Annotated in this window: 23 protein-coding genes and 1 tRNA gene; 7 read left to right on the top strand and 17 right to left on the bottom strand. The window is 64.0% G+C overall.

The features are described from left to right. From HALO32_RS17420 to HALO32_RS17400, 6 genes are all read right to left on the bottom strand, one after another. Positions 1-305, bottom strand: a 305-nt coding sequence (locus HALO32_RS17420) for a hypothetical protein (RefSeq protein WP_151445158.1), incomplete at its 3' end; no start/stop codon positions are given. Then, positions 302-598 carry a hypothetical protein gene (locus tag HALO32_RS17415; protein ID WP_151445157.1) on the bottom strand — a complete coding sequence of 99 codons (297 nt, stop codon included), beginning with the start codon at positions 596-598 and terminating at the stop codon, positions 302-304. The genes HALO32_RS17415 and HALO32_RS17420, both read right to left, overlap by 4 nt. After that, positions 595-768 (bottom strand): hypothetical protein, encoded by a 174-nt coding sequence (locus HALO32_RS18030; protein WP_192576544.1) that lies wholly within the window; start codon positions 766-768, stop codon positions 595-597. The genes HALO32_RS17415 and HALO32_RS18030 overlap by 4 nt, the downstream gene beginning before the upstream one ends. A 275-nt stretch (positions 769-1,043) precedes the next feature. Beyond that, the gene (locus tag HALO32_RS18345) at positions 1,044-1,253 is read right to left on the bottom strand and encodes a helix-turn-helix transcriptional regulator (RefSeq protein ID WP_151445156.1); all 210 of its coding nucleotides are present in this window, start codon (positions 1,251-1,253) and stop codon (positions 1,044-1,046) included. Between the two features lie 533 nt (positions 1,254-1,786). Next, positions 1,787-3,046 (bottom strand): tyrosine-type recombinase/integrase, encoded by a 1,260-nt coding sequence (locus tag HALO32_RS17405; protein WP_151445155.1) that lies wholly within the window; start codon positions 3,044-3,046, stop codon positions 1,787-1,789. 150 nt (positions 3,047-3,196) lie between these two features. Beyond that, a tRNA-Ser gene (locus HALO32_RS17400) sits at positions 3,197-3,287 on the bottom strand. Between the two features lie 123 nt (positions 3,288-3,410). On the opposite strand from HALO32_RS17400, the gene HALO32_RS17395 reads away from it, so the two are divergent. The 7 genes from HALO32_RS17395 to HALO32_RS17365 all read left to right on the top strand — a co-directional run bounded on the left by HALO32_RS17395 (position 3,411) and on the right by HALO32_RS17365 (position 6,758). Then, positions 3,411-3,881 (top strand): NUDIX hydrolase, encoded by a 471-nt coding sequence (locus HALO32_RS17395; RefSeq protein ID WP_151445154.1) that lies wholly within the window; start codon positions 3,411-3,413, stop codon positions 3,879-3,881. A 78-nt stretch (positions 3,882-3,959) separates the two neighbouring features. After that, positions 3,960-4,637 carry a Bax inhibitor-1/YccA family protein gene (locus HALO32_RS17390; RefSeq protein ID WP_151445153.1) on the top strand — a complete coding sequence of 226 codons (678 nt, stop codon included), beginning with the start codon at positions 3,960-3,962 and terminating at the stop codon, positions 4,635-4,637. A 69-nt stretch (positions 4,638-4,706) separates the two neighbouring features. Beyond that, entirely contained in the window at positions 4,707-5,099 is a 393-nt protein-coding gene (tusD, locus tag HALO32_RS17385; protein WP_151445152.1) for a sulfurtransferase complex subunit TusD, read from the top strand. A 20-nt stretch (positions 5,100-5,119) separates the two neighbouring features. Then, positions 5,120-5,494, top strand: coding sequence for a sulfurtransferase complex subunit TusC (gene tusC, locus HALO32_RS17380; protein WP_151445151.1), 375 nt, complete (start codon positions 5,120-5,122; stop codon positions 5,492-5,494). 22 nt (positions 5,495-5,516) lie between these two features. After that, a complete protein-coding gene (gene tusB / locus HALO32_RS17375; protein ID WP_151445150.1) occupies positions 5,517-5,807 on the top strand; it encodes a sulfurtransferase complex subunit TusB in 291 nt (96 codons plus the stop codon). Then, positions 5,807-6,160 (top strand): TusE/DsrC/DsvC family sulfur relay protein, encoded by a 354-nt coding sequence (locus HALO32_RS17370; protein WP_151445149.1) that lies wholly within the window; start codon positions 5,807-5,809, stop codon positions 6,158-6,160. The genes tusB and HALO32_RS17370 overlap by 1 nt, the downstream gene beginning before the upstream one ends. 10 nt (positions 6,161-6,170) lie before the next feature. Further along, on the top strand, positions 6,171-6,758 hold the full coding sequence (locus tag HALO32_RS17365; RefSeq protein ID WP_151445148.1) for an acyl carrier protein phosphodiesterase: 588 nt from the start codon (positions 6,171-6,173) through the stop codon (positions 6,756-6,758). Here the strand turns inward: HALO32_RS17365 and HALO32_RS17360 are convergent. The 11 genes from HALO32_RS17360 to HALO32_RS17310 form a co-directional block, all read right to left on the bottom strand. Continuing rightward, positions 6,745-7,953 carry a molybdopterin molybdotransferase MoeA gene (locus HALO32_RS17360; protein ID WP_151445147.1) on the bottom strand — a complete coding sequence of 403 codons (1,209 nt, stop codon included), beginning with the start codon at positions 7,951-7,953 and terminating at the stop codon, positions 6,745-6,747. The two genes, HALO32_RS17365 and HALO32_RS17360, sit on opposite strands and share 14 nt — an antisense overlap. Positions 7,954-8,115: 162 nt before the next feature. Next, on the bottom strand, positions 8,116-8,637 hold the full coding sequence (moaB, locus tag HALO32_RS17355) for a molybdenum cofactor biosynthesis protein B (protein ID WP_151445146.1): 522 nt from the start codon (positions 8,635-8,637) through the stop codon (positions 8,116-8,118). Then, positions 8,634-8,957 (bottom strand): DUF1244 domain-containing protein, encoded by a 324-nt coding sequence (locus HALO32_RS17350; RefSeq protein WP_151445145.1) that lies wholly within the window; start codon positions 8,955-8,957, stop codon positions 8,634-8,636. Before HALO32_RS17350 ends, moaB begins: the two co-directional genes overlap by 4 nt. A 94-nt stretch (positions 8,958-9,051) precedes the next feature. Continuing rightward, on the bottom strand, positions 9,052-10,110 hold the full coding sequence (locus HALO32_RS17345; RefSeq protein WP_151445144.1) for a formate dehydrogenase subunit gamma: 1,059 nt from the start codon (positions 10,108-10,110) through the stop codon (positions 9,052-9,054). 12 nt (positions 10,111-10,122) lie between these two features. After that, positions 10,123-10,776, bottom strand: coding sequence for a formate dehydrogenase FDH3 subunit beta (fdh3B, locus tag HALO32_RS17340; RefSeq protein ID WP_151445143.1), 654 nt, complete (start codon positions 10,774-10,776; stop codon positions 10,123-10,125). A gap of 10 nt (positions 10,777-10,786) precedes the next feature. Continuing rightward, complete coding sequence (locus HALO32_RS17335; protein ID WP_151445142.1) at positions 10,787-13,642, bottom strand: molybdopterin-dependent oxidoreductase; 2,856 nt, start codon at positions 13,640-13,642, stop codon at positions 10,787-10,789. Between the two features lie 26 nt (positions 13,643-13,668). Continuing rightward, positions 13,669-13,872, bottom strand: a complete 204-nt coding sequence (locus HALO32_RS17330; protein ID WP_151445141.1) for a twin-arginine translocation signal domain-containing protein — start codon at positions 13,870-13,872, stop codon at positions 13,669-13,671. Between the two features lie 82 nt (positions 13,873-13,954). Further along, positions 13,955-14,554, bottom strand: a complete 600-nt coding sequence (locus tag HALO32_RS17325; protein ID WP_151445140.1) for a TorD/DmsD family molecular chaperone — start codon at positions 14,552-14,554, stop codon at positions 13,955-13,957. Between the two features lie 4 nt (positions 14,555-14,558). After that, positions 14,559-16,274, bottom strand: a complete 1,716-nt coding sequence (locus tag HALO32_RS17320; protein WP_151445139.1) for a 4Fe-4S dicluster domain-containing protein — start codon at positions 16,272-16,274, stop codon at positions 14,559-14,561. Between the two features lie 115 nt (positions 16,275-16,389). Continuing rightward, on the bottom strand, positions 16,390-16,971 hold the full coding sequence (locus HALO32_RS17315; protein WP_151445138.1) for a DUF3306 domain-containing protein: 582 nt from the start codon (positions 16,969-16,971) through the stop codon (positions 16,390-16,392). Then, positions 16,968-17,399: a DUF3305 domain-containing protein gene (locus HALO32_RS17310; RefSeq protein WP_151445137.1), complete on the bottom strand. Its 432-nt coding sequence runs from the start codon at positions 17,397-17,399 to the stop codon at positions 16,968-16,970. The genes HALO32_RS17315 and HALO32_RS17310 overlap by 4 nt, the downstream gene beginning before the upstream one ends. Positions 17,400-17,457 lie beyond the last annotated feature (58 nt).

Here is a 17,457-nt window from a genome sequence, read left to right as displayed (position 1 = left end):
GGTGCGGGGGTGGGGTCGGGGGTGGCCGTCAGATCGGGCCAGGCGTTGCGGTACTGCAGGGACCATGCCTGGGTCACCAGCTCGCCAAGGCGGGCCCGCGTGTCGCGATCGACTAGGCTGGCGGCCTCGATCACATCGGCGATGCCTTCCAGCTTGTGCAGGGCGGTGTCGACGTTGCTGCCTTGGACGCGACGCAAGCGGCGCGCCTGCCCGCCTACCACGAAGGACCAGGGGTAGTCGGCTCGCTCCAGGGACTCCAGGAGCTCGACAAGCTCCAGGGCGGGGTTCGTTGAAGCGTCGTTCATGGCGTCACCTCATCACACTGACGAGCATCGGCCAGGGCTTGCTCGGCGGTTTCGGCAACATGGAGGCACGGGCCAGCCTCATGCCCTAGGGGTAGGTGGATGGCAACGACCGCTTCTTCGGGGAGTTCTGGCCCAGCTTCTCCGGGGAGTTCTGGCAATGTGCATCGCATCAAAACGGCGGCATCTCGGCGACCGGTCTTGATTAAGGCCTCCTCCCAATCCGTGGTGGTGATGTCGGTGGTGGTTCCGGTGGTCAGCAGTTGGACCCGGAAGAACTGGTGACGGGTGGTCATTGGGCCACCTCCTGCCCGATCTCTCGGGATTCCAGGCGGCGGGCCTTGCTCATGTGGTGGTTGTAGCGCTTCAGCCGGACGGCGGCGCTTGAATCCGAGAACAGCGCGGCTCGAGCCATTGCCCGGTGGGCAGCGGCGCGCGCGAACGGATTGCGGGTAGGGAATCGCATGGGTAAGGCTCCTTGGATAGTGGAACCGTCCCCGACTGTCGCCAAACAGTGCTTGGGGGCGGCTGTACGCAGGTTGGCGAACCGGCATCCAAGGGAACCGGCAGGCCCGAAGGCCTCCCACGCACAGCCGCCATATTCGCGAAGTGCAGGCATGAAAAAAGCGCCTGTTTCGCGGATGGCGCTGGTGCGCCTCGGATGATTCCGGTCGCCAAACCGGGCCACGGGATTGACCGCAGCTCGTTCATGGTAGTGGTGGGGGGTGGTGTCGGCAAGCATCAGGCCACCTGCCCGCGTGATGCTTCCCACGCCTCCAGGTCAGCCAAGCGCCAGCGTGTGCAGTTATCGCCCAGACGCACAGGGGCAGGGAACTTGCCATCACGCGACCAGCGCCAGATGGTCGGCACGCTCACGTTTTCACGGGCTGCCACTTGTGAGGCAGTCAGGAAAACGGGGGATGCTTCGGGGGTGCTGCTGGGCTTGTTCATCGGTTTCACCGTATCTCATGGAAGAGTACGGCGAATCATAGGTATCGGATATATCCCTTGCAAATCATGTAATTAGTAAACCCTAGGGTTTACTTTGAACCCTGGAGTTTAATGTTCGGGAGGGAGTTACATAGTTCTTGAACTGGTGGATTTACTTTCACGCTTAAAACACGCTTATAAGTGAAATAAATTCATTGTAAGTGCGTTTTTCAAGTTCAAATATTCACCAATTAATATTGTCCCCCCTCCCTACTTCCTCCAGGGGCTGCATTGATACTTCCTCCAGGGGCTGCATTGATGGGGCCCGTTCCGATAATGTCTTGGCTGGATCTCAGCGGGCATCGGTACAGATGGGGCCAGCGGGAATTGAAGGGGAGGGGGGTGGCGCTGCCAGGCCGGCAACGCCACGGACGTGAAGCGCTGCCGGTTATCCGCAACTCATCCGCAGCGCATCCGCAAGGGACCGGGCCAGTGCTGTCGCGGTTCTCCGCAAATCCGCAAAATCCGCAGGGGTCAGGCGCCAGGGCTTCCGGTTATGCCTCGGTGGTTTCCTTGCCGGCGCCTCGGATCGGGGTGACATTCTCGGCCTGGGCTGGTGCGGTGGCCAGGAAGGTCGCCCACTGCTTCATCAGCTTGGCACGCTTCTCCAGCAGGTCGCCGCGGCGATAGGCGGCCTCGGCGTGATTCTTGATCGTGTGGGCCAGTGCCATCTCGGCGATGTGGTGCGGGGTGCTGGTGCGCTCGGCGGTCCAATCGCGGAAGGTGGACCGGAAACCGTGAACGGTCGCCTTCTCGTAGACGTTCATTCGCTTGAGCACGGCGGCCAGGGTGGCGTCGGAGAGCTTGCCCCCCTGGGGGCTGGGAAATGCCAGGCTGGTGCCGGCATGGCGTGGTAGGGCCTTCAGCAGCTCCACAGCCGGCGCTGACAAGGGGACGCGGTGTTCGCTGCCTGCCTTCATGCGTTCGCCTGGGATCGTCCACACCTTGGCGACCAGGTCGATCTCCTCCCACGTCGCGGCCCGGGCCTCGCCAGATCGGGCGGCGGTCAGGATGGTGAAGGCCAGGCACTTGGCGGCGATGCCCTGGCGCTTCTCCAGGGCTTCCATGAAGGCGTGCATTTCATCGATGGGCATGGCGCGGTGATGTTCCACCTTGGAGACCTTGGCAGGCGCCGGGAGCACGGCATCCAGGTTGCCTTTCCAGCGGGCGGGGTTCTCGCCGCTGCGATGGCCGTGGACGGCAGCCCACGACAGGACGGCCTCGATGCGCTGGCGAACCCGGGTCGCGGTCTCGGTCTTTTCCTGCCAGATGGGCTCGAGCACTTGCTTGACGTGCGCCAGCTCGATATCGGCCACGCTCATGGGGCCAAGGATCGGATAGGCGTAGGTCTCCAGGGTGCTCGCCCACTGCTTGCCATGCTTCGCGTTGCGGGCTTCGGCCTGCTTCTTGGCAATGACAGCCTCGGCAGCCTTCTCGAACGTCATATCCCTGAGCCGTTCAGCCAGGGCGGTCGATCGCAGGCGTTGGCGCTCGGCTACCGGGTCGATGCCCTGGGCGATGCTCTCGCGAGTCGTTCGGGCCTTCTCTCGGGCCATGGCCAGGGTGACATCAGGATACCCGCCTAGGCCAAGGTCGCGGCGCTTGCCGGCAATGGTGACGCGGAGAATCCACGACCGGGCGCCTCTCTCGGTCACCTGCAGATGCAGGCCGGCCACGCCTCCCACGGCGTACAGGCCTGGGCTCGTCAGGCGCTTGATCTCAACGGGTGCTAACTCTCGGGCTTTCCTCGGCATCTCACCTACCCCACGACGTACCCAACAAAGGATTTGCGCTTAGAAGATAGGTGGTAATGCCTCCTGATACAAGGTGATAGTGTAAGCCGTTGATATTGAAGGGGCTGTGATTCTGCATGACACAAAAAAACCGCCCTTGATATAGGCGGTTGGCGGAGGGACAGGGATTCGAACCCTGGAAGGGCTATTAACCCTTGCCGGTTTTCAAGACCGGTGCATTCAACCGCTCTGCCATCCCTCCGGCTCACGGATGGGCATACTACCAGTTTTCCTCACCGGGTCAAGAGCGCCAAGGGATCAAGATGTTAGGCCTCTCGTGCCAGGTGAGGCACAATGGAATCGTCGGTAACGCCAGGAGAGCATCATGCTTGACCCCAGAGTGCATACAGGGGTGCTTCCGGTCCCCGCGGTGTCGGCCGCGGTGATCAGGGGAGATCATATCCTCATGGTGCGACGACGCAATCCGCCGAACGCGGGCATGCTGGCCTTGCCCGGTGGCAAGGTAGAAGCGGGGGAAAGCCTTCAACAGGCCGCGACGCGAGAGCTGTTGGAAGAGACCGGTGTGATCGCTGCGCCCCGGCGTATCCTGACAGCCATCGATCTTTTCGACCACGATGAAGCAGGCCTGTTGAGGATGCACTTCGTCATCGTGGTGGTTCAAATGGAATGGCAGGGTGGCTTGGAGGCGGCAGCCGACGATGCCACTGAGCTGCGCTGGATGGACCTCGAGGCGCTCGAGCAGGGTGATGGGGAGGTCTGTGACTCGGCCCTTGATGTGGCGCGCAGGGTACTGGCCGAGGCCATGACCGCAGAAAGCGCGTTGAAGCCAGACTAGCCAGTCTCTTGCGTCGGGAACCTTCTGACGGCATTCTAGGTCTAGTGCAAGATCAACCTTACAGGGAGCTACGGATCCATGGCTTACCAAGACACGCAGAACACGCAGATGACAGGGCAGCAGACCCAGGCTGTCGAGACCAGCAAGGTCCTGCGCAATACCTATGGCTTGCTGGCGATGACCTTGTTGTTCTCTGCCTTGACGGCCGGCGCCGCCATGGCGATGGGCATCGAGCGGATGAACATCTTTGTGTTCTTCATCGGTGCCTATGGCCTGATGTTCCTGGTGCACAAGACCGCCAATTCGGCGCTTGGCCTGCTCTCCACCTTTGCCTTCACCGGCTTCATGGGCTTTACCCTGGGGCCGATTCTCAGCGCCTATCTCACGCTGCCCAATGGTGCCCAGTTGATCATGACCGCACTCGGCATGACCGGCGCGACCTTCGTCGGCCTCTCGGCCGTGGCGCTGATTACGCGCAAGGACTTCAGCTTCCTGGCGAACTTTCTGATGGCCGGTGCCATCGTGCTGATCCTGGCCATGGTGGCGGCCATCTTCCTGCAGATTCCGGCGCTTTCATTGATGGTGTCGGCTGGCTTCGTGCTGTTTGCCTCGGCCGCCATCCTCTACCAGACCAGCGAGATCGTACATCGGGCCGGTGAAACCAATTACATCCTCGCCACGATTACGCTCTATGTCTCGATCTACAACCTGTTTGTCAGCCTCCTCTCCATCCTGGGGATAATGAGTTCGGACTGACGGCGAGCATTATATCTCGCAAGCCTGGCCTCGCCTTGCGGCGGGGCCAGGCTGTTTCAGGAGGATCCCATGCGCTATGCCATTCTGTTGATGGGTGCCCCCTACAGTAATCAGGCGAGCCATTCCGCCCTGCGCTTCGCCCATGCCGTGGTGGAACGGGGTCACCGCCTCGAGGCAGTATTCTTCTATCATGATGGCGTGCAAAATGCGGCAGGGTTGGCCGCGCCTCCCCAGGATGAGCCGCATCTCGGGGAGGCGTGGGTCTCGCTCGCCAATGAGCACCGGGTTGCGCTGCAGGTCTGTATTGCCGCTGCGCTGCGCCGTGGCCTGCTGGACGAGCGGGAGGCGGTTCGGCATGGCAAGGACGGTGTCAGTGTGCAGGCCCCATTCGAGCTGACGGGGCTCGGCCAATTGATTGACTTGGGCACGCGCTGCGATCGGCTGGTCACTTTCGGCCCCTGAACTGGTTCGATGGAGTCGCAATGCGAGAACAGCACGACGACAACGATCTGCTGGTTATCCTGCGCCACGGTCCCCACGGCAGCAGTTGGTTGAAGGAAGGCCTGGATGCCGCTCTGGTTGCCGCAGCCTTCGGACGCCGTGTCTCCCTGTTGTTCATGGGGGAGGGCGTGACGGCGCTGATGACGAATCAGCAGACAGGTGCCTTGGGACAGAAGGGCACCGCCGCGACGCTGGAGATGCTGGAGATGTATGATATCGAGACCCTGCTGGTGGACGCGCAGGGGCTGTCGTGTCTCGGCCTCTCGAGTGAAGAGCTGATGCTCGAGGTGGAGTGTTTGTCGTCTGCGGCACTGGCGCGTGTCCTGTCCGGACATCGTCTGGTGTTGACCTTCTAGCCCTGTCGCAAGGAGTGCGCCAATGCTACTGCACGTCGTGAACCGTTCACCGGCGACGAGCCGAGTCTATCAACAGGCCCTGTCCGGCATGTCATCCGAAGATCGCCTGCTGTTGATCGAAGATGGGGTTCAGGGGGCGCTCCCTCAACTGGTGCCTTACTACGCCGGCCTGGAGGGACGCCTCTTCGCCCTGAAGGAAGATCTGGCGTCCCGCGGTCTGCTCGGTCTTTGTGACGCCAGTGTGCAGGTGGTCGACGTGGATGGCTTTGTGGAATTGACCGAGGAAGCCGAACGCACGGTGAGCTGGTACTGATGGCAAGCGCAGAAATATACCGTTATCTATCCATTGAATCAAAAAAATACGGACTTGATCCTGAAGGCTATCTCGTCGACATGAATGACTGGTCTCCCGCAGTGGCCGAAGCGTTGGCTACCGAGGAAGGCATCGCGTTAACATCAGAGCACTGGGAAATCCTCGAGGTGCTGCGCGACTTCTATGCTCGCTACGAAATGGCCCCTGCCATGCGCCCTCTGGTCAAGTCGGTAGGACAAATCCTGGGCCCCGAGAAGGGGCGTTCCATCTATCTGATGCGCCTCTTTCCGGGCAGTCCCGCCAAGGTCGCGGCTCGCCTGGCCGGGCTACCCAAACCCACCCATTGCCTGTGATTCGTTACTCGTGAATTTCCTTGCCCACGGCTGGCTTGCCCGGGGCGGCAGTGATGATTTCCTTTTCGGCAACCTGATCGCCGACGGAGTGAAGGGCGCTGACCTGTCGACCTGGAATGCCGAGCAGGCTGCCGGCATTCGGCATCATCGACGGGTGGACGCCTTTGTCGACCGTCATCCCGTGGTCACGGAAGTCCTGGCTCGGGCACCTCGAAGGCAGCGCCGCTATGCCGGCATTGCCCTGGATCTAGTCTGGGACCATTTCATGGCTCGGACCCTGGCGAGTGACGAGCGGTGCAGATTGACCGATCGGTGCTACCGGATACTGGCGGGGCGACCCGCCCCGGCGCGATTGGCGCCCATGATGCCGATTCTGGTGGAGCAGGACTGGCTCAATCGCTATGCCGACTTCGCGTTTACTTGCCTGGCCATCGAGAGCATCGGTCGGCGACTTTCGGGCCCCAACCGCCTCGCCGAACTGGTGCCCTGGCTGGAGGAAGACTATGAGGGACTCGCCCGTGACTTCGACCGGCTCTGGCCCGCGGTCAAGGATGCCCTGGAAGTTGTCCCGCCCAATGGGCCAGTCACTCGACCCTGAGCCACAGACAGTCAACCGTATCGCCCGGTTCGATCCGGCTCTCGGCGGGAATCACCGCCAGCGCATCAGCGCTGACGCAGGATGACAGCACGCCGGAGTTCTGGTCCCGAAAGGCCCGGGCGATGACTCCCTCCTTGCCGAAGTCGAGTACCACCCGCATGTAATGGCGCCTCGGGCCGGTTTGCGTGGAGAAATCCGCGCGGGCTCGCAGGCAGGGCAGCTGCGCGAGTGCCGGACAGCCCTGCAGCGCGCCGAGCAGCGGACGCAGGAACAGCCAGGCCCCGACGAAGCAGGAGACCGGGTTCCCGGGCAGGCCGACGAAGCGCACCTCGCGACCCTCCCTTCCCGGCAGGCGCCCCAGGGCGAGGGGCTTGCCGGGGCGGATCGCCAATCGCCACAGATCAAGCTGGCCCAGTGAGGCCAGTGCGTCCTTGACGTGATCCTCCTCGCCGACGCTGACGCCGCCAGTACTGATCACCAGATCGGCCTCCAGGGCGGCGGCGCTCAATGTCTCGCGGGTTCCCGCGGGATCATCGGGAATCGAAGTGACCAGCGTCAGCTCTGCGCCGAAGCGCTCGAGGAGTCGCTTGAGCATTGGCCGGTTGGAGTTATAGATCTGGCCTGCGGCAAGGGGCCGGCCCGGGTCGACGATCTCGTCACCGGTGGAGAGCAGCGCCACTCGAGGACGTCGGCGCACCATCACCTCGGTGATGCCCTGGCCGGCCAGGTGGCCCAGCGCCGCAGCCTCCAGCCGCTCGCCGGCCGGCAGTAGAGGATCGCCCGCCGCCACATCACGTCCGCGGCGGCGAATATTGTCCCCGGCCGGGATGTCGGGCGGTATCGCGGCCAGGTCGGACATCACCTCGACACCTTCCTGCATCACCACGCAGTCGGCGCCCGGGGGGATCTCGCCCCCGGTGAAGATGCGCGCGCAGGTGCCGGGCGCCAGGGGCACGGCCGGCGAGCCCGCGGCGATGCGCTGGCCGATCGGCAATCGCTTGCCGGCATCACGATGGTGTAGGGCATAGCCGTCCATGGCACTGTTGTCGAAGGCCGGCACGTCGAGCCGGGCCTCGATGGCCTCGGCGAGTACGCGGCCTGCGGCCTGGTTACAGGGAAGGAATTCCGACGGGGTCGGGATTACGTCACGCAACAGCGCCGCCAGTGCTGCCTCGACCGTTTGTAGATCAGCCATGCTGGCCTCGCTCGGGTATCACAAGATTTGCCTGAACTTGTAAAGAGTTACATGGCTTGTGCCCGTCGTGGTGATTCTCAGACATGCTGGCCTCGCTCGGGTATCACAAGATTCGCCTGAACTTGTAAAGAGTTACATGGCTTGTGCCCGTCGTGGTGATTCTCAGACATGTTGGCCTCGCTCCGGGATGACAAGATTTGCGAAGTTACATGGCTTGTGCCGGCTGTCGAGCTGCTCGGCCAGGATGCCGTTCCAGGCGGTGCGGCAGGCGCCGGTGGAGCCGGGCAGGCAGAAGACCACGGTGGCGTTAGCAAGGCCGCCCAGGCAGCGGCTCTGCACGGTGGAACTGCCGATCTCCTGCCAGGATAGGTGGCGGAAAAGCTCGCCGAAGCCTTCGATCTGCTTGTCGAGCAGGACCGAGACCGCCTCGGGCGTGGAGTCACGGCCGGTGAAGCCGGTGCCGCCGGTAGTCAGGATCACCTGGGTGTCGGGATCGGCGATCCAGCCCGCCACCACGGCACGGATGCGGTAGACGTCATCGGGCACGATGCGCTTCTCGTGCAGGGCGTGCCCGGCAGACGTGAGGCGCTCGACCAAGGCCTGGCCACTGCGGTCGGTCTCCTCGTTGCGGGTATCGGAGATGGTCAACACCGCAATGGAGAGGGGAATCATCGGCTCGCTCATGCGTCCTTCTGCTCCCGCTTTTCGGCCTGGCGCGCCTCGAAGGCGGCCGTCTGCTCGGGGGTGGCGTCCTGCTGGTACTTGGCCTTCCACTCCGCGTAGGGCATCCCGTAGACGTACTCCCGGGCGGCATCGTAGTCGAGGTCGGCGCCGCGCTCGTCGGCGGCGGCCACCAGCCACTTGGAGAGGCAGTTGCGGCAGAAGTCGGCGAGGATCATGAGGTCGATATTCTGCACCTCCTTGTGCTCGTCCAGGTGGTGGAGCAGGCGGCGAAAGGCGGCCGCCTCGAGTTCGGTGCGAGTGGCGTCGTCGAGATGCTGCATGTTGGCTCCTCGGGGTGGCGATGGCGTCTGTCGAACCAGCTTAACAAAAGACACCGCCCGTAGGCGGTGTCGATGGCGACGTCTTTACCAACGTTCATCCCGATCGAGGTTCCGGCTCGTCCCCCGTCGAGGATCTACTGGCGGCCTCCAGCTGTTCCCCGGGAATGGCCTGATCCTTGACCTGCTCGTACCAGAGGTTGTGGTGCTCCTTGGCCCAGGTCTCGTCCACGTAGCCGGTGGCCATGGCCTCGAAGGAGCCCTCCGTGCCGAGGGTGCCGATATAGATATGACCCAGGGCGACCGCCGTCAGGCCGAAGGCACCGACAGCATGGATGATATTGGCCCACTGCATGGTATCGCGGCCCTGGCCGTAGTTGGGGAAGTCCATCACCAGGCCGCTGATGATCACGGCGATGCCGGCAGTGGCGAGCAGCCAGTACCACACCTTCTCGCCGGCGTTGGCGAAGCCCGCATCAGGGTGTCCCTTGCCGATCAGGCCTCCGCCCTTGGCAAACCAGTTCAGGTCGTGCTTGCGGGGAATGTTGTCCGCCAGCAGTCGCACCAGCAGGATCACCAGCAGGATGCCGAACAAGGGGCCCAGATAGTTGTGGATCAGCTTGGTGCCGGACATCATGGCTGCCCATGCGCCATCCCCGAATACCGGACGGAAGATGGCCTTGCCAAAGGCCAGGTTGAGCCCCGTCAGCGCGAGCAGAATGAACAGCGTTGCCACCGTCCAGTGCAGGGACCTGACCATCAGCGACCAGCGCGGTAGCTTGCGGCCCGTGCGCGGCTCATCGAGCTTCTTGCGCCCGAACACCAGGTAGAAGAGGGCGATCACGACGATCATCCCGACCACGGCGATCACCCCGAAGGGCGACACCCAGCGGTCACGGATCTGCCGCCAGGTCTCGCCACTGGCGTTGATCAGGTTGTAGTTGGAGTCGAAGCGGCTATCCCGGTAGTTGGGACCGGTTTCTCCGCTCTTGATCTGCCGCCAGGCATCGGCATCCACGGCAGGTACTGCCGTGGCCGCTTCTCGATCCGGGTCGGCCTGAGCCAGGGCAAACTGGGCAGCCCCCAGGCTGGCCACCAGGACCAGCGCCAGCAGGGGCAATCGCCACAGCGCCCACCAGGGTATGGACTTGCTCATGACATGACCTCCTTACCCCTGCTGGGTAGCATCATAGGCGAGGGTATCCGCCGCCGAGAGATCCGGCTGACCCGTGCGAGCGCGATTCTGTTCGCGGCGCTGATTGCCGGACCAGCCGCCATCCTTGTGCCCTCGTTGCACGACCCGCTGGCGGAAGATATCGGCGACCTCCTGGGCATCACCGGCCAGCAGCGCCTTGGTCGAGCACATCTCGGCGCACAGCGGTAGCTTGCCCTCGGCGATCCGGTTGGCCCCGTACTTCTGGTACTCCTCTTCTGCAGTTTCCGCCGGACCGCCGGCACAGAAAGTACACTTGTCCATCTTGCCCCGCTCGCCGAAGGCGTTCTCCTTGGGGAACTGCGGGGCGCCGAACGGGCACGCGTAGAGGCAGTAGCCGCAGCCGATGCAAAGATCCTTGTCGTGCAGCACGATGCCGTCATCGCGCTGGAACAGGGTCTCGGTGGGGCAGACGGCAATGCAGGGCGCATCGTCGCAGTGCATGCAGGCTACCGAGATCGAGACTTCGCTGGGCTCGCCGTCGTTGAGCGTGACCACGCGACGACGCTGAATGCCCCATTCCACCTCGTTGGCATTCTTGCAGGCAGTGACGCAGCCGTTGCACTCGATGCAGCGCTCCGCGTCGCACATAAACTTCATAGTGGCCATGGTGTTCTCCTCAGCTTGCCTTCTCGATGCGACACAGGGTGCACTTGGTTTCCTGCATCTGGGTCACCGAGTCATAGCCGTAGGTGGTGGCGGTGTTGGCCGCCTCGCCCAGCACATAGGGTGCCGAACCTTCCGGATAGCGGTCGTGCAGGCTCTCGCCCTGGAACATGCCGCCGAAGTGGAAGGGCATGAAGACCACTTCGCGGGCGACCCGGGGGGTGACCAGCGCCTTGACCTTCACGCGGCCGCCTTCGGCACCCTCGACCCACACCATGTCGCCCTCGGCGATGGCCAGATCGTTGGCCAGGGCCGGATTGATCTCGACGAACATCTCCTGCTGCAGTTCGGCGAGCCAGGACATGGAGCGGGTCTCCTCGCCGCCGCCCTCGTACTCCACCAGGCGTCCCGAAGTGAGGATGATGGGGTAGTCCCCGGTGACATCCTTGTCCTGAATGGTCTTGTAGAGGGTGGGCAGGCGGTAGTGGGAGGCCACGTCGTCCCAGGTGGGGTAGTCGGCCACCAGGTCGCGGCGGCTGGTGTAGAGCGGCTCGCGGTGCTTGGGAATGGGGTCGGGGAAGGTCCAGACGTTGCAGCGCGCCTTGGCATTGCCGAAAGGCGAGCACTCGTGGGCGATCGCTACGCGCTGGATGCCGCCGGAGAGATCGGTCTTCCAGTTCTTGCCTTCCGCCTCGGCCTTCTCGGCGTCGGTCAGGTCGTCCCACCAGCCGAGATCCTTGAGCATGGTATCGGTGAACTCCGGATAGCCGTCCTCCAGCTCGGAGCCTTCACTGTACGAACCATCGGCGAGGAGGTTCTCGCCGTCACGCTCGATGCCGAAGCGGGCACGGAAGGTCAGGCCGCCCTCGGACACCTTCTTGCTGGTGTCATAGAGGATCGGCGTGCCGGGGTGGCCCATCTCGGCGTTGCCCCAGCAGGGCCAGGGCAGGCCATAGTAGTCGCCGTCGACAGGCCCGCCCTCGGCCTGAAGGTCACGGAAGCTGAAGGTGTGCCAGTTCTGCTGGTGGGCCTTGAGACGCTCCGGACTCTGACCGGTATAGCCCACCGTCCACATGCCGGCGTTAAATTCCCGGGTGATATCCTCGATCAGTGGTTCATCGCCGTTCATCTGGAAGTTCTTGACCAGCTCATCACCGAAGCCCAGCTTTCTGGCCAGCAGGTACATGATCTCGTGATCCGGCTTGGACTCGAACAGCGGCTCGATCACCTTGTCGCGCCACTGTATGGAGCGGTTGGTGGCGGTGACGCTGCCGGTGGTCTCGAACTGGGTGCAGGCGGGCAGCAGGAAGACGCCGTCCTGACGGTCGTGCATGACCCCGGCCACGGTGGGGTAGGGATCGACGATGACCATCATCTCGAGCTGCTTCATGGCCTGCTGCATCTCGGGACCGCGGGTCTGGGAATTGACCGCGTGCCCCCAGTAGAACATCGCCTTGAGGCGGGTACGCTGGGAGATGTCCTCTTCCTGCTCGAGAACGCCATCGATCCAGCGCGAGACGGTGATACCGCTCGAGTGCATCGGCTTGCCATCGGTGTACTCGGCCTGGTCGAAACGCCCCTTGACCCACTCGTAGTCCAGATCCCACACGCGGGACCAGTGCTTCCAGGCACCTTCGGATAGCCCATAGTAGCCGGGCAGCGAGTGGGACATCAGACCCAGGTCGGTAGCACCCTGGACGTTGTCGTGGCCGCGGAAGATGTTCGCTCCGCCGCCGGACTTGCCGATGTTGCCCAGGGCCAACTCGAGAATGCAGTAGGCGCGGGTGTTGTTGTTGCCGGTGGTGTGCTGGGTGCCGCCCATGCACCAGACGATGCAGCCTGGGCGGTTCTCGGCCAGACGCCGCGCGGTGTCGCGCATTGCCTCCTCGCCGACGCCGGTGATGTTCTCGACGACATCGGGCGGGAACTGGGCCACCTCGGCGCGCACCTCGTCCATGGCGTAGACGCGCTGGTCGATGTACTCCCGATCTTCCCAGCCGCTCTCGAAGATGTGCCACAGCAGTCCCCAGATGAAGGCCACGTCGGACCCGGGACGAATCCGCACGAAACTGTCGGCCTTGGCCGCCGTGCGGGTGAAGCGAGGATCGACGACGATGATTTCTGCCTGGCTCTTCTCCTTGGCCAGCAGGATGTGCTGCATGGCCACCGGGTGCGCCTCGGAGGGGTTGGAGCCGATGAACATGATCGACTTGCTGTGCTGGATATCATTGAGCGAGTTGGTCATCGCTCCGTAGCCCCAGGTGTTGGCCACCCCGGCCACGGTGGTGGAGTGGCAGATACGCGCCTGGTGGTCAGTGTTGTTGGTGCCGGCCAGGGCGGCGAACTTGCGCAGCAGATAGGCCTGCTCGTTGTTGAACTTGGCCGACCCCAGCCAGTAGATGCTGTCCGGACCGTTCGCCTCGGTGAGCTCCAGCACCTTGTTGCCGATCTCCTCGATGGCCTCCTCCCAGCTCAGCCGCTGCCACTCGCCGCCCACCAGTTTCATGGGGTACTTGAGGCGGCGGCTCGAATGGCCGTGCTGACGCAACGACGCGCCCTTGGCGCAATGGGCCCCACGATTGATGGGATGATCGAAGGCGGGTTCCTGCTTGGTCCAGATGCCCTCCTGGACCTCGGCATAGACGCCGCAGCCCACCGAACAGTGGGAACAGACGGTCCGCTTGGTCTCCACCGGGGCATCGGAGACGGCGGTCTTCTCGTCGGCCTCGGTGCGCTGCATCATGGGGGCGCCCATGAAACCCGCGGCGGCGAGCCCGCCGGTGGTGGCCCCGCTACGTTTGAGGAACTGGCGACGGGAAATGCCCAGCCCACCGGCCCTCGGGGAATCGGATCTTGGTGTCAGACGCATGGCATCGCTCTCCTGGCTCGGGGCCGTCAGTCACGCAGGGTGGCGTAGAAAGCACGGATATGGGGGGTTTCCCGGTACTCTCGGGAAGGCTCAGCCTCCTTTGCCGACGGCTTGGCATCGGCCTGGGCCAGGGTAACGTGACCGACGGCCGCCGCGGCGCCAGCGGCGGCGGTACCGATGCCGAGCGTCTTGAGAAAGCGCCGACGCTCCGGGTTGCGTGTGTTGGGCATGGGGATGTCTCCTCTACTCATGCTGTCTGTGGCCCTTGCCGGGCCCTGTTGTGGTTGTGGCATCACGGTCCGCTGTGGGGCGTCAGGGTTCGACGATCCTTACGGGATCCTCGAGCGATTCGGCCTCGAGTCGCCGGGATTCCTCTTCGATAAAGGCTTCGCCAAGACGACCGAGTCGGGCATGGAAAGCCGTTTCCACGGCGCCCAGATCGGCCAGACAATGCGAAGCCCAGGGCGCAAGGTGGGTCATGAAGAAGCGCGCCTCGTCCGGAGCGCGGGCTTCGATCAGCATGGCCATCACTTCGCATAGGGCGGCCAGATGGTCCTCGGGGTCGCGGCTGTGCTCGGCACGCTGGATGCCCAGCGCCTTGAGATCGCGGCGCAGGGCGACCAGCGCGGCATCCATCAGCTCGCCGTTGCGGTACCAGGAGGCGTAGGGCGTGATGTCGCCCTGCACCACCCCGACCAGGTGGCGGAAGTGGGCCCGCTCGAGGAGATCGGCCGTGGTCGCGCCCGCGGCAGCAACCAGAGATGCCCAGCGCTCGGCGAGCAAGGTGCCGTCACGCTGGATCTCCAGTCCAGCCAGCCAGTCGAGCAACGAGGCGTCGGGCGCCTCGCGCAGGAGTCTGGCCATTAGCCGATAGATATCGGCTCTCAGGGCATGTTCATTCAACTCGCTCATGCGCTCACACCTTCAGCTGCGATTCGGGGTCGCGGGCCATGGCCTGCCAGACATCCTTGACCCGGCAGTCTTCGCACATCTCCAGCCGAGCCAGGGCATCGCCGGCAAAATAGGGATGATCGGCAAGCTTGGCCTTGAGGGTCGCCACGGTGCTGGCGGTGGCGAAGCGCTTGCCGCAGTGAATACAGGGGAAGGCTTCCTCCTGGTGCTGTACCTGTCGCTCACGTCGGGTCGCGTCGGCCAGAAAGCCGGGCACCAGGGTGATGGCATCCTCCGGACAGGCTTCGGCACAGAGCCCGCACTGGACGCAATCCGCCTCGCGAAAGCTCAACAACGGCTGATCTTTGCCGGTGGCGAGGGCCGGGGTAGGGCAGTTGGACACGCAGGAGAAGCATAGCGTGCAGGCCTCGCCATCGACCGACAGGCCACCATAGGCGGCACCGGCCGGCATGGCATGGCGCTCTCCATCGGTGCCACCAAGGCGTTCAAGGTGGGCCAGCACACTATCGAGACGCGCGCGCTTGTCACTGTCGGTGAACTCCAGGGGGTCACCGTCCAGCGGCGCCTCGCCCGGCAGGGCGTCACGAGCGGCCTGGTCACCGGCCATTACTCGGGTGATACGCGACGGCGAATGGCCAAGGGCATTGAGCAGGGCATGCGCCTGGTCGAGCTGGTCGTCGATGAAGGTCGTCAAGCGCTCGGGCATCCCCGGGTGACACTGAATGCGCACCTCGGCGGCACCGCCGGCCAGGGCGGTCAGCCACTGATCGTGGCCGGCGGCTCCCAGCTCCTCGAGGGGGATATCGAGCACATGGCCCGCGACGTCGCCTTCCCCGTCCAGGTCGCCGGCCTCGGCAAAGCGCACCACCGGCGCCGTTCCACCGGTGTCGCGATAGGCGGCGAGCCAAGCCAGCAAGGTCTCCTGCTGACGTGCGGTCTCGGGCAGACGGAACTGGATCGCCCCGGTGGGGCAGGCACTGCTGCAGCTGCCGACACCATGGCAGCGAAAGGGATCGATCTCGATCCAGGCTTCGATACGACCCTGGTGGCTGCGGACGGCATCGGCCGGGCACACGTCCAGGCAGCGCGTGCAGCCCGTGTAGCCGCTGGCGGAGTGCGCGCACAGTGCGTTGTCGATCTGGAAATAGCGCGGCTTGTCGAATTCGCCCACCAGCCCGGCGAGGTCCTCAAGTTGCTCGTCACGCTGCGGGTCCTGCCAGGCGAGGGCAACATAGCCGGGGGGCGGCAGCTCCAGGGCAAGCGCGGGCGTCTCGCCCAGGTCAAGGACCAGGTCGAAGTGCTCGCGGTCGGTCAGTGCCCTAGCCAGGTCGAGCGCACCGTCCTCGCCCGTCAGGCTGGCCGAGAAGTGGCCCAGGTAACCTTCGATGGCGAGTGACCGGGCCTGTGATCGGGAGAGCTTACGAGACGTCAGGCTGGCGGTGTCGGCCAGCAGCGTCTCATCGTCCTCGCCGTCGGCAGGGTCGGCAGTCATCGGGTCGGTGAAAAGAAGGGTGGGCGGCGGAAGCCCCCGGTCGTGCAGGACACGGGCGGCACGTCGCACGTCGCGCTCGTTGCCGAGCACCAGGGCATGCCCCTGGCTGTGGTAGCCGACAGTGGCCGGGATGAGATTGACCGGCCAGGAGACTCGGCGGCGTGCCGCCTCTCGGGCCTCCCGGTTACGGTCATCATCCACCGGCGTGATATTGATTGGTTGATTCATGACGTCTCACGGTCGAGAGGAGTAGGTTTGATCTTGTTGTTGTTAAGGACTGATTTATTAGTGTTAGCCGAAACGGCGCTTCGTACCAAGGCTCCCTTGGTCTAAGGTGCATCCTCTAAGGTGCGTCGCGCGAACGATCTACCTCGTCCATGAGCTCTTCGCATTTCTCATCATCGACTCGCGAGGTCACGGCTGCTTCGCCATCGGATGCTCCCTGCCGGGTAGCCGACGGCTCTGCTGCGGGGGCTGAGGCCTCGCTTGCTTCGGCGGTCGGCTCGGCCGGGGCTTCGTCGTCTTCCAGCTGACGCCGAGTCCAGTTGCGCAGACGTTCGGCCACCTCGCTGACCAGGGGCTGAAGCGTCTGCCGATAGTCATCGTCATAGTCATCGAGACCGTCGCGGATACCGTAATGGTCCGCGGCAAAGAGGCGTCGCAGGGCACGCTTGCGCAGGCCGCTACTGACCCCGGAGGCCAGGTAGGCCTTGATGTCGCTGCCGACGGGCAGGGAGTCCGGGTCGGGCAGGGTATGATCGAGGCTGCCGGGTACTGGCGAACCGGAGGGCTCGGTACCATGGTCGAGGTCGAGTCCCTGCGCCTTCCGGTCAGGCTCATCGCTCTCGCGCGGCGGCGCGCTGGATTCCTGCCAGGAGGGGGTCTCGCCCCGCTTGAGGCGGGACCATCTCTCGAACCGGCTCATGCCTCGGCCTCCCGGGCACGCCCGGCACCCTTGCGCTTCTTCTTGCGCCCCTCCTCCGGGGCCTCGCCTTGATGTGCGAGGTAGGCCTCCATCCAGGCCTGTATCGCCAGCGGCATGTCGACCTCGAGGACGCGATGCTCGCCATCGAGCCAACTCGCGGCCACGTCCTGGCTGGCGGTAATGGAGGCAGGGACTGGCGTGGCACCCGCCTCTCCGGCCTGCACGAACAGACGGGGAGTGCCACTGGTGAGGTTGAAGCGATAAGCAGCGCGTTCGGTCATGTAGAGTTGCAGGTCCAGCGTCCAGGGACCGGCCTGGCCGGGTACGAGTTCAGTGATCCCCCAGCGGGTCGTGGTGAAGCCCTTGATGGAGAGCGGTTCGCCGACGACATCGAAGCTGAGAGAACGCATGCTGGTGATCGATGCCATAGGGAGGGGTCTCCGATCTTGTGTACCTGATAGTAAAGACACTGGTGGGAGACAATGC

It is taken from the genome of Halomonas lysinitropha (assembly GCF_902500215.1).
Classification (GTDB): domain Bacteria; phylum Pseudomonadota; class Gammaproteobacteria; order Pseudomonadales; family Halomonadaceae; genus Halomonas; species Halomonas lysinitropha.
This window is presented reverse-complemented; position numbering and strand designations above follow the sequence as displayed.

Bases quoted from the DNA above. Each gene is read 5' to 3' on its own strand.
- HALO32_RS17415 (WP_151445157.1), bottom strand. From the start codon at position 598: ATGACCACCCGTCACCAGTTCTTCCGGGTCCAACTGCTGACCACCGGA.
- HALO32_RS18030 (WP_192576544.1), bottom strand. From the start codon at position 768: ATGCGATTCCCTACCCGCAATCCGTTCGCGCGCGCCGCTGCCCACCGG.
- HALO32_RS18345 (WP_151445156.1), bottom strand. From the start codon at position 1,253: ATGAACAAGCCCAGCAGCACCCCCGAAGCATCCCCCGTTTTCCTGACT.
- HALO32_RS17405 (WP_151445155.1), bottom strand. From the start codon at position 3,046: ATGCCGAGGAAAGCCCGAGAGTTAGCACCCGTTGAGATCAAGCGCCTG.
- HALO32_RS17395 (WP_151445154.1), top strand. From the start codon at position 3,411: ATGCTTGACCCCAGAGTGCATACAGGGGTGCTTCCGGTCCCCGCGGTG.
- HALO32_RS17390 (WP_151445153.1), top strand. From the start codon at position 3,960: ATGGCTTACCAAGACACGCAGAACACGCAGATGACAGGGCAGCAGACC.
- tusD (WP_151445152.1), top strand. From the start codon at position 4,707: ATGCGCTATGCCATTCTGTTGATGGGTGCCCCCTACAGTAATCAGGCG.
- tusC (WP_151445151.1), top strand. From the start codon at position 5,120: ATGCGAGAACAGCACGACGACAACGATCTGCTGGTTATCCTGCGCCAC.
- tusB (WP_151445150.1), top strand. From the start codon at position 5,517: ATGCTACTGCACGTCGTGAACCGTTCACCGGCGACGAGCCGAGTCTAT.
- HALO32_RS17370 (WP_151445149.1), top strand. From the start codon at position 5,807: ATGGCAAGCGCAGAAATATACCGTTATCTATCCATTGAATCAAAAAAA.
- HALO32_RS17360 (WP_151445147.1), bottom strand. From the start codon at position 7,953: ATGGCTGATCTACAAACGGTCGAGGCAGCACTGGCGGCGCTGTTGCGT.
- moaB (WP_151445146.1), bottom strand. From the start codon at position 8,637: ATGAGCGAGCCGATGATTCCCCTCTCCATTGCGGTGTTGACCATCTCC.
- HALO32_RS17350 (WP_151445145.1), bottom strand. From the start codon at position 8,957: ATGCAGCATCTCGACGACGCCACTCGCACCGAACTCGAGGCGGCCGCC.
- HALO32_RS17345 (WP_151445144.1), bottom strand. From the start codon at position 10,110: ATGAGCAAGTCCATACCCTGGTGGGCGCTGTGGCGATTGCCCCTGCTG.
- fdh3B (WP_151445143.1), bottom strand. From the start codon at position 10,776: ATGGCCACTATGAAGTTTATGTGCGACGCGGAGCGCTGCATCGAGTGC.
- HALO32_RS17335 (WP_151445142.1), bottom strand. From the start codon at position 13,642: ATGCGTCTGACACCAAGATCCGATTCCCCGAGGGCCGGTGGGCTGGGC.
- HALO32_RS17330 (WP_151445141.1), bottom strand. From the start codon at position 13,872: ATGCCCAACACACGCAACCCGGAGCGTCGGCGCTTTCTCAAGACGCTC.
- HALO32_RS17325 (WP_151445140.1), bottom strand. From the start codon at position 14,554: ATGAGCGAGTTGAATGAACATGCCCTGAGAGCCGATATCTATCGGCTA.
- HALO32_RS17320 (WP_151445139.1), bottom strand. From the start codon at position 16,274: ATGAATCAACCAATCAATATCACGCCGGTGGATGATGACCGTAACCGG.
- HALO32_RS17315 (WP_151445138.1), bottom strand. From the start codon at position 16,971: ATGAGCCGGTTCGAGAGATGGTCCCGCCTCAAGCGGGGCGAGACCCCC.
- HALO32_RS17310 (WP_151445137.1), bottom strand. From the start codon at position 17,399: ATGGCATCGATCACCAGCATGCGTTCTCTCAGCTTCGATGTCGTCGGC.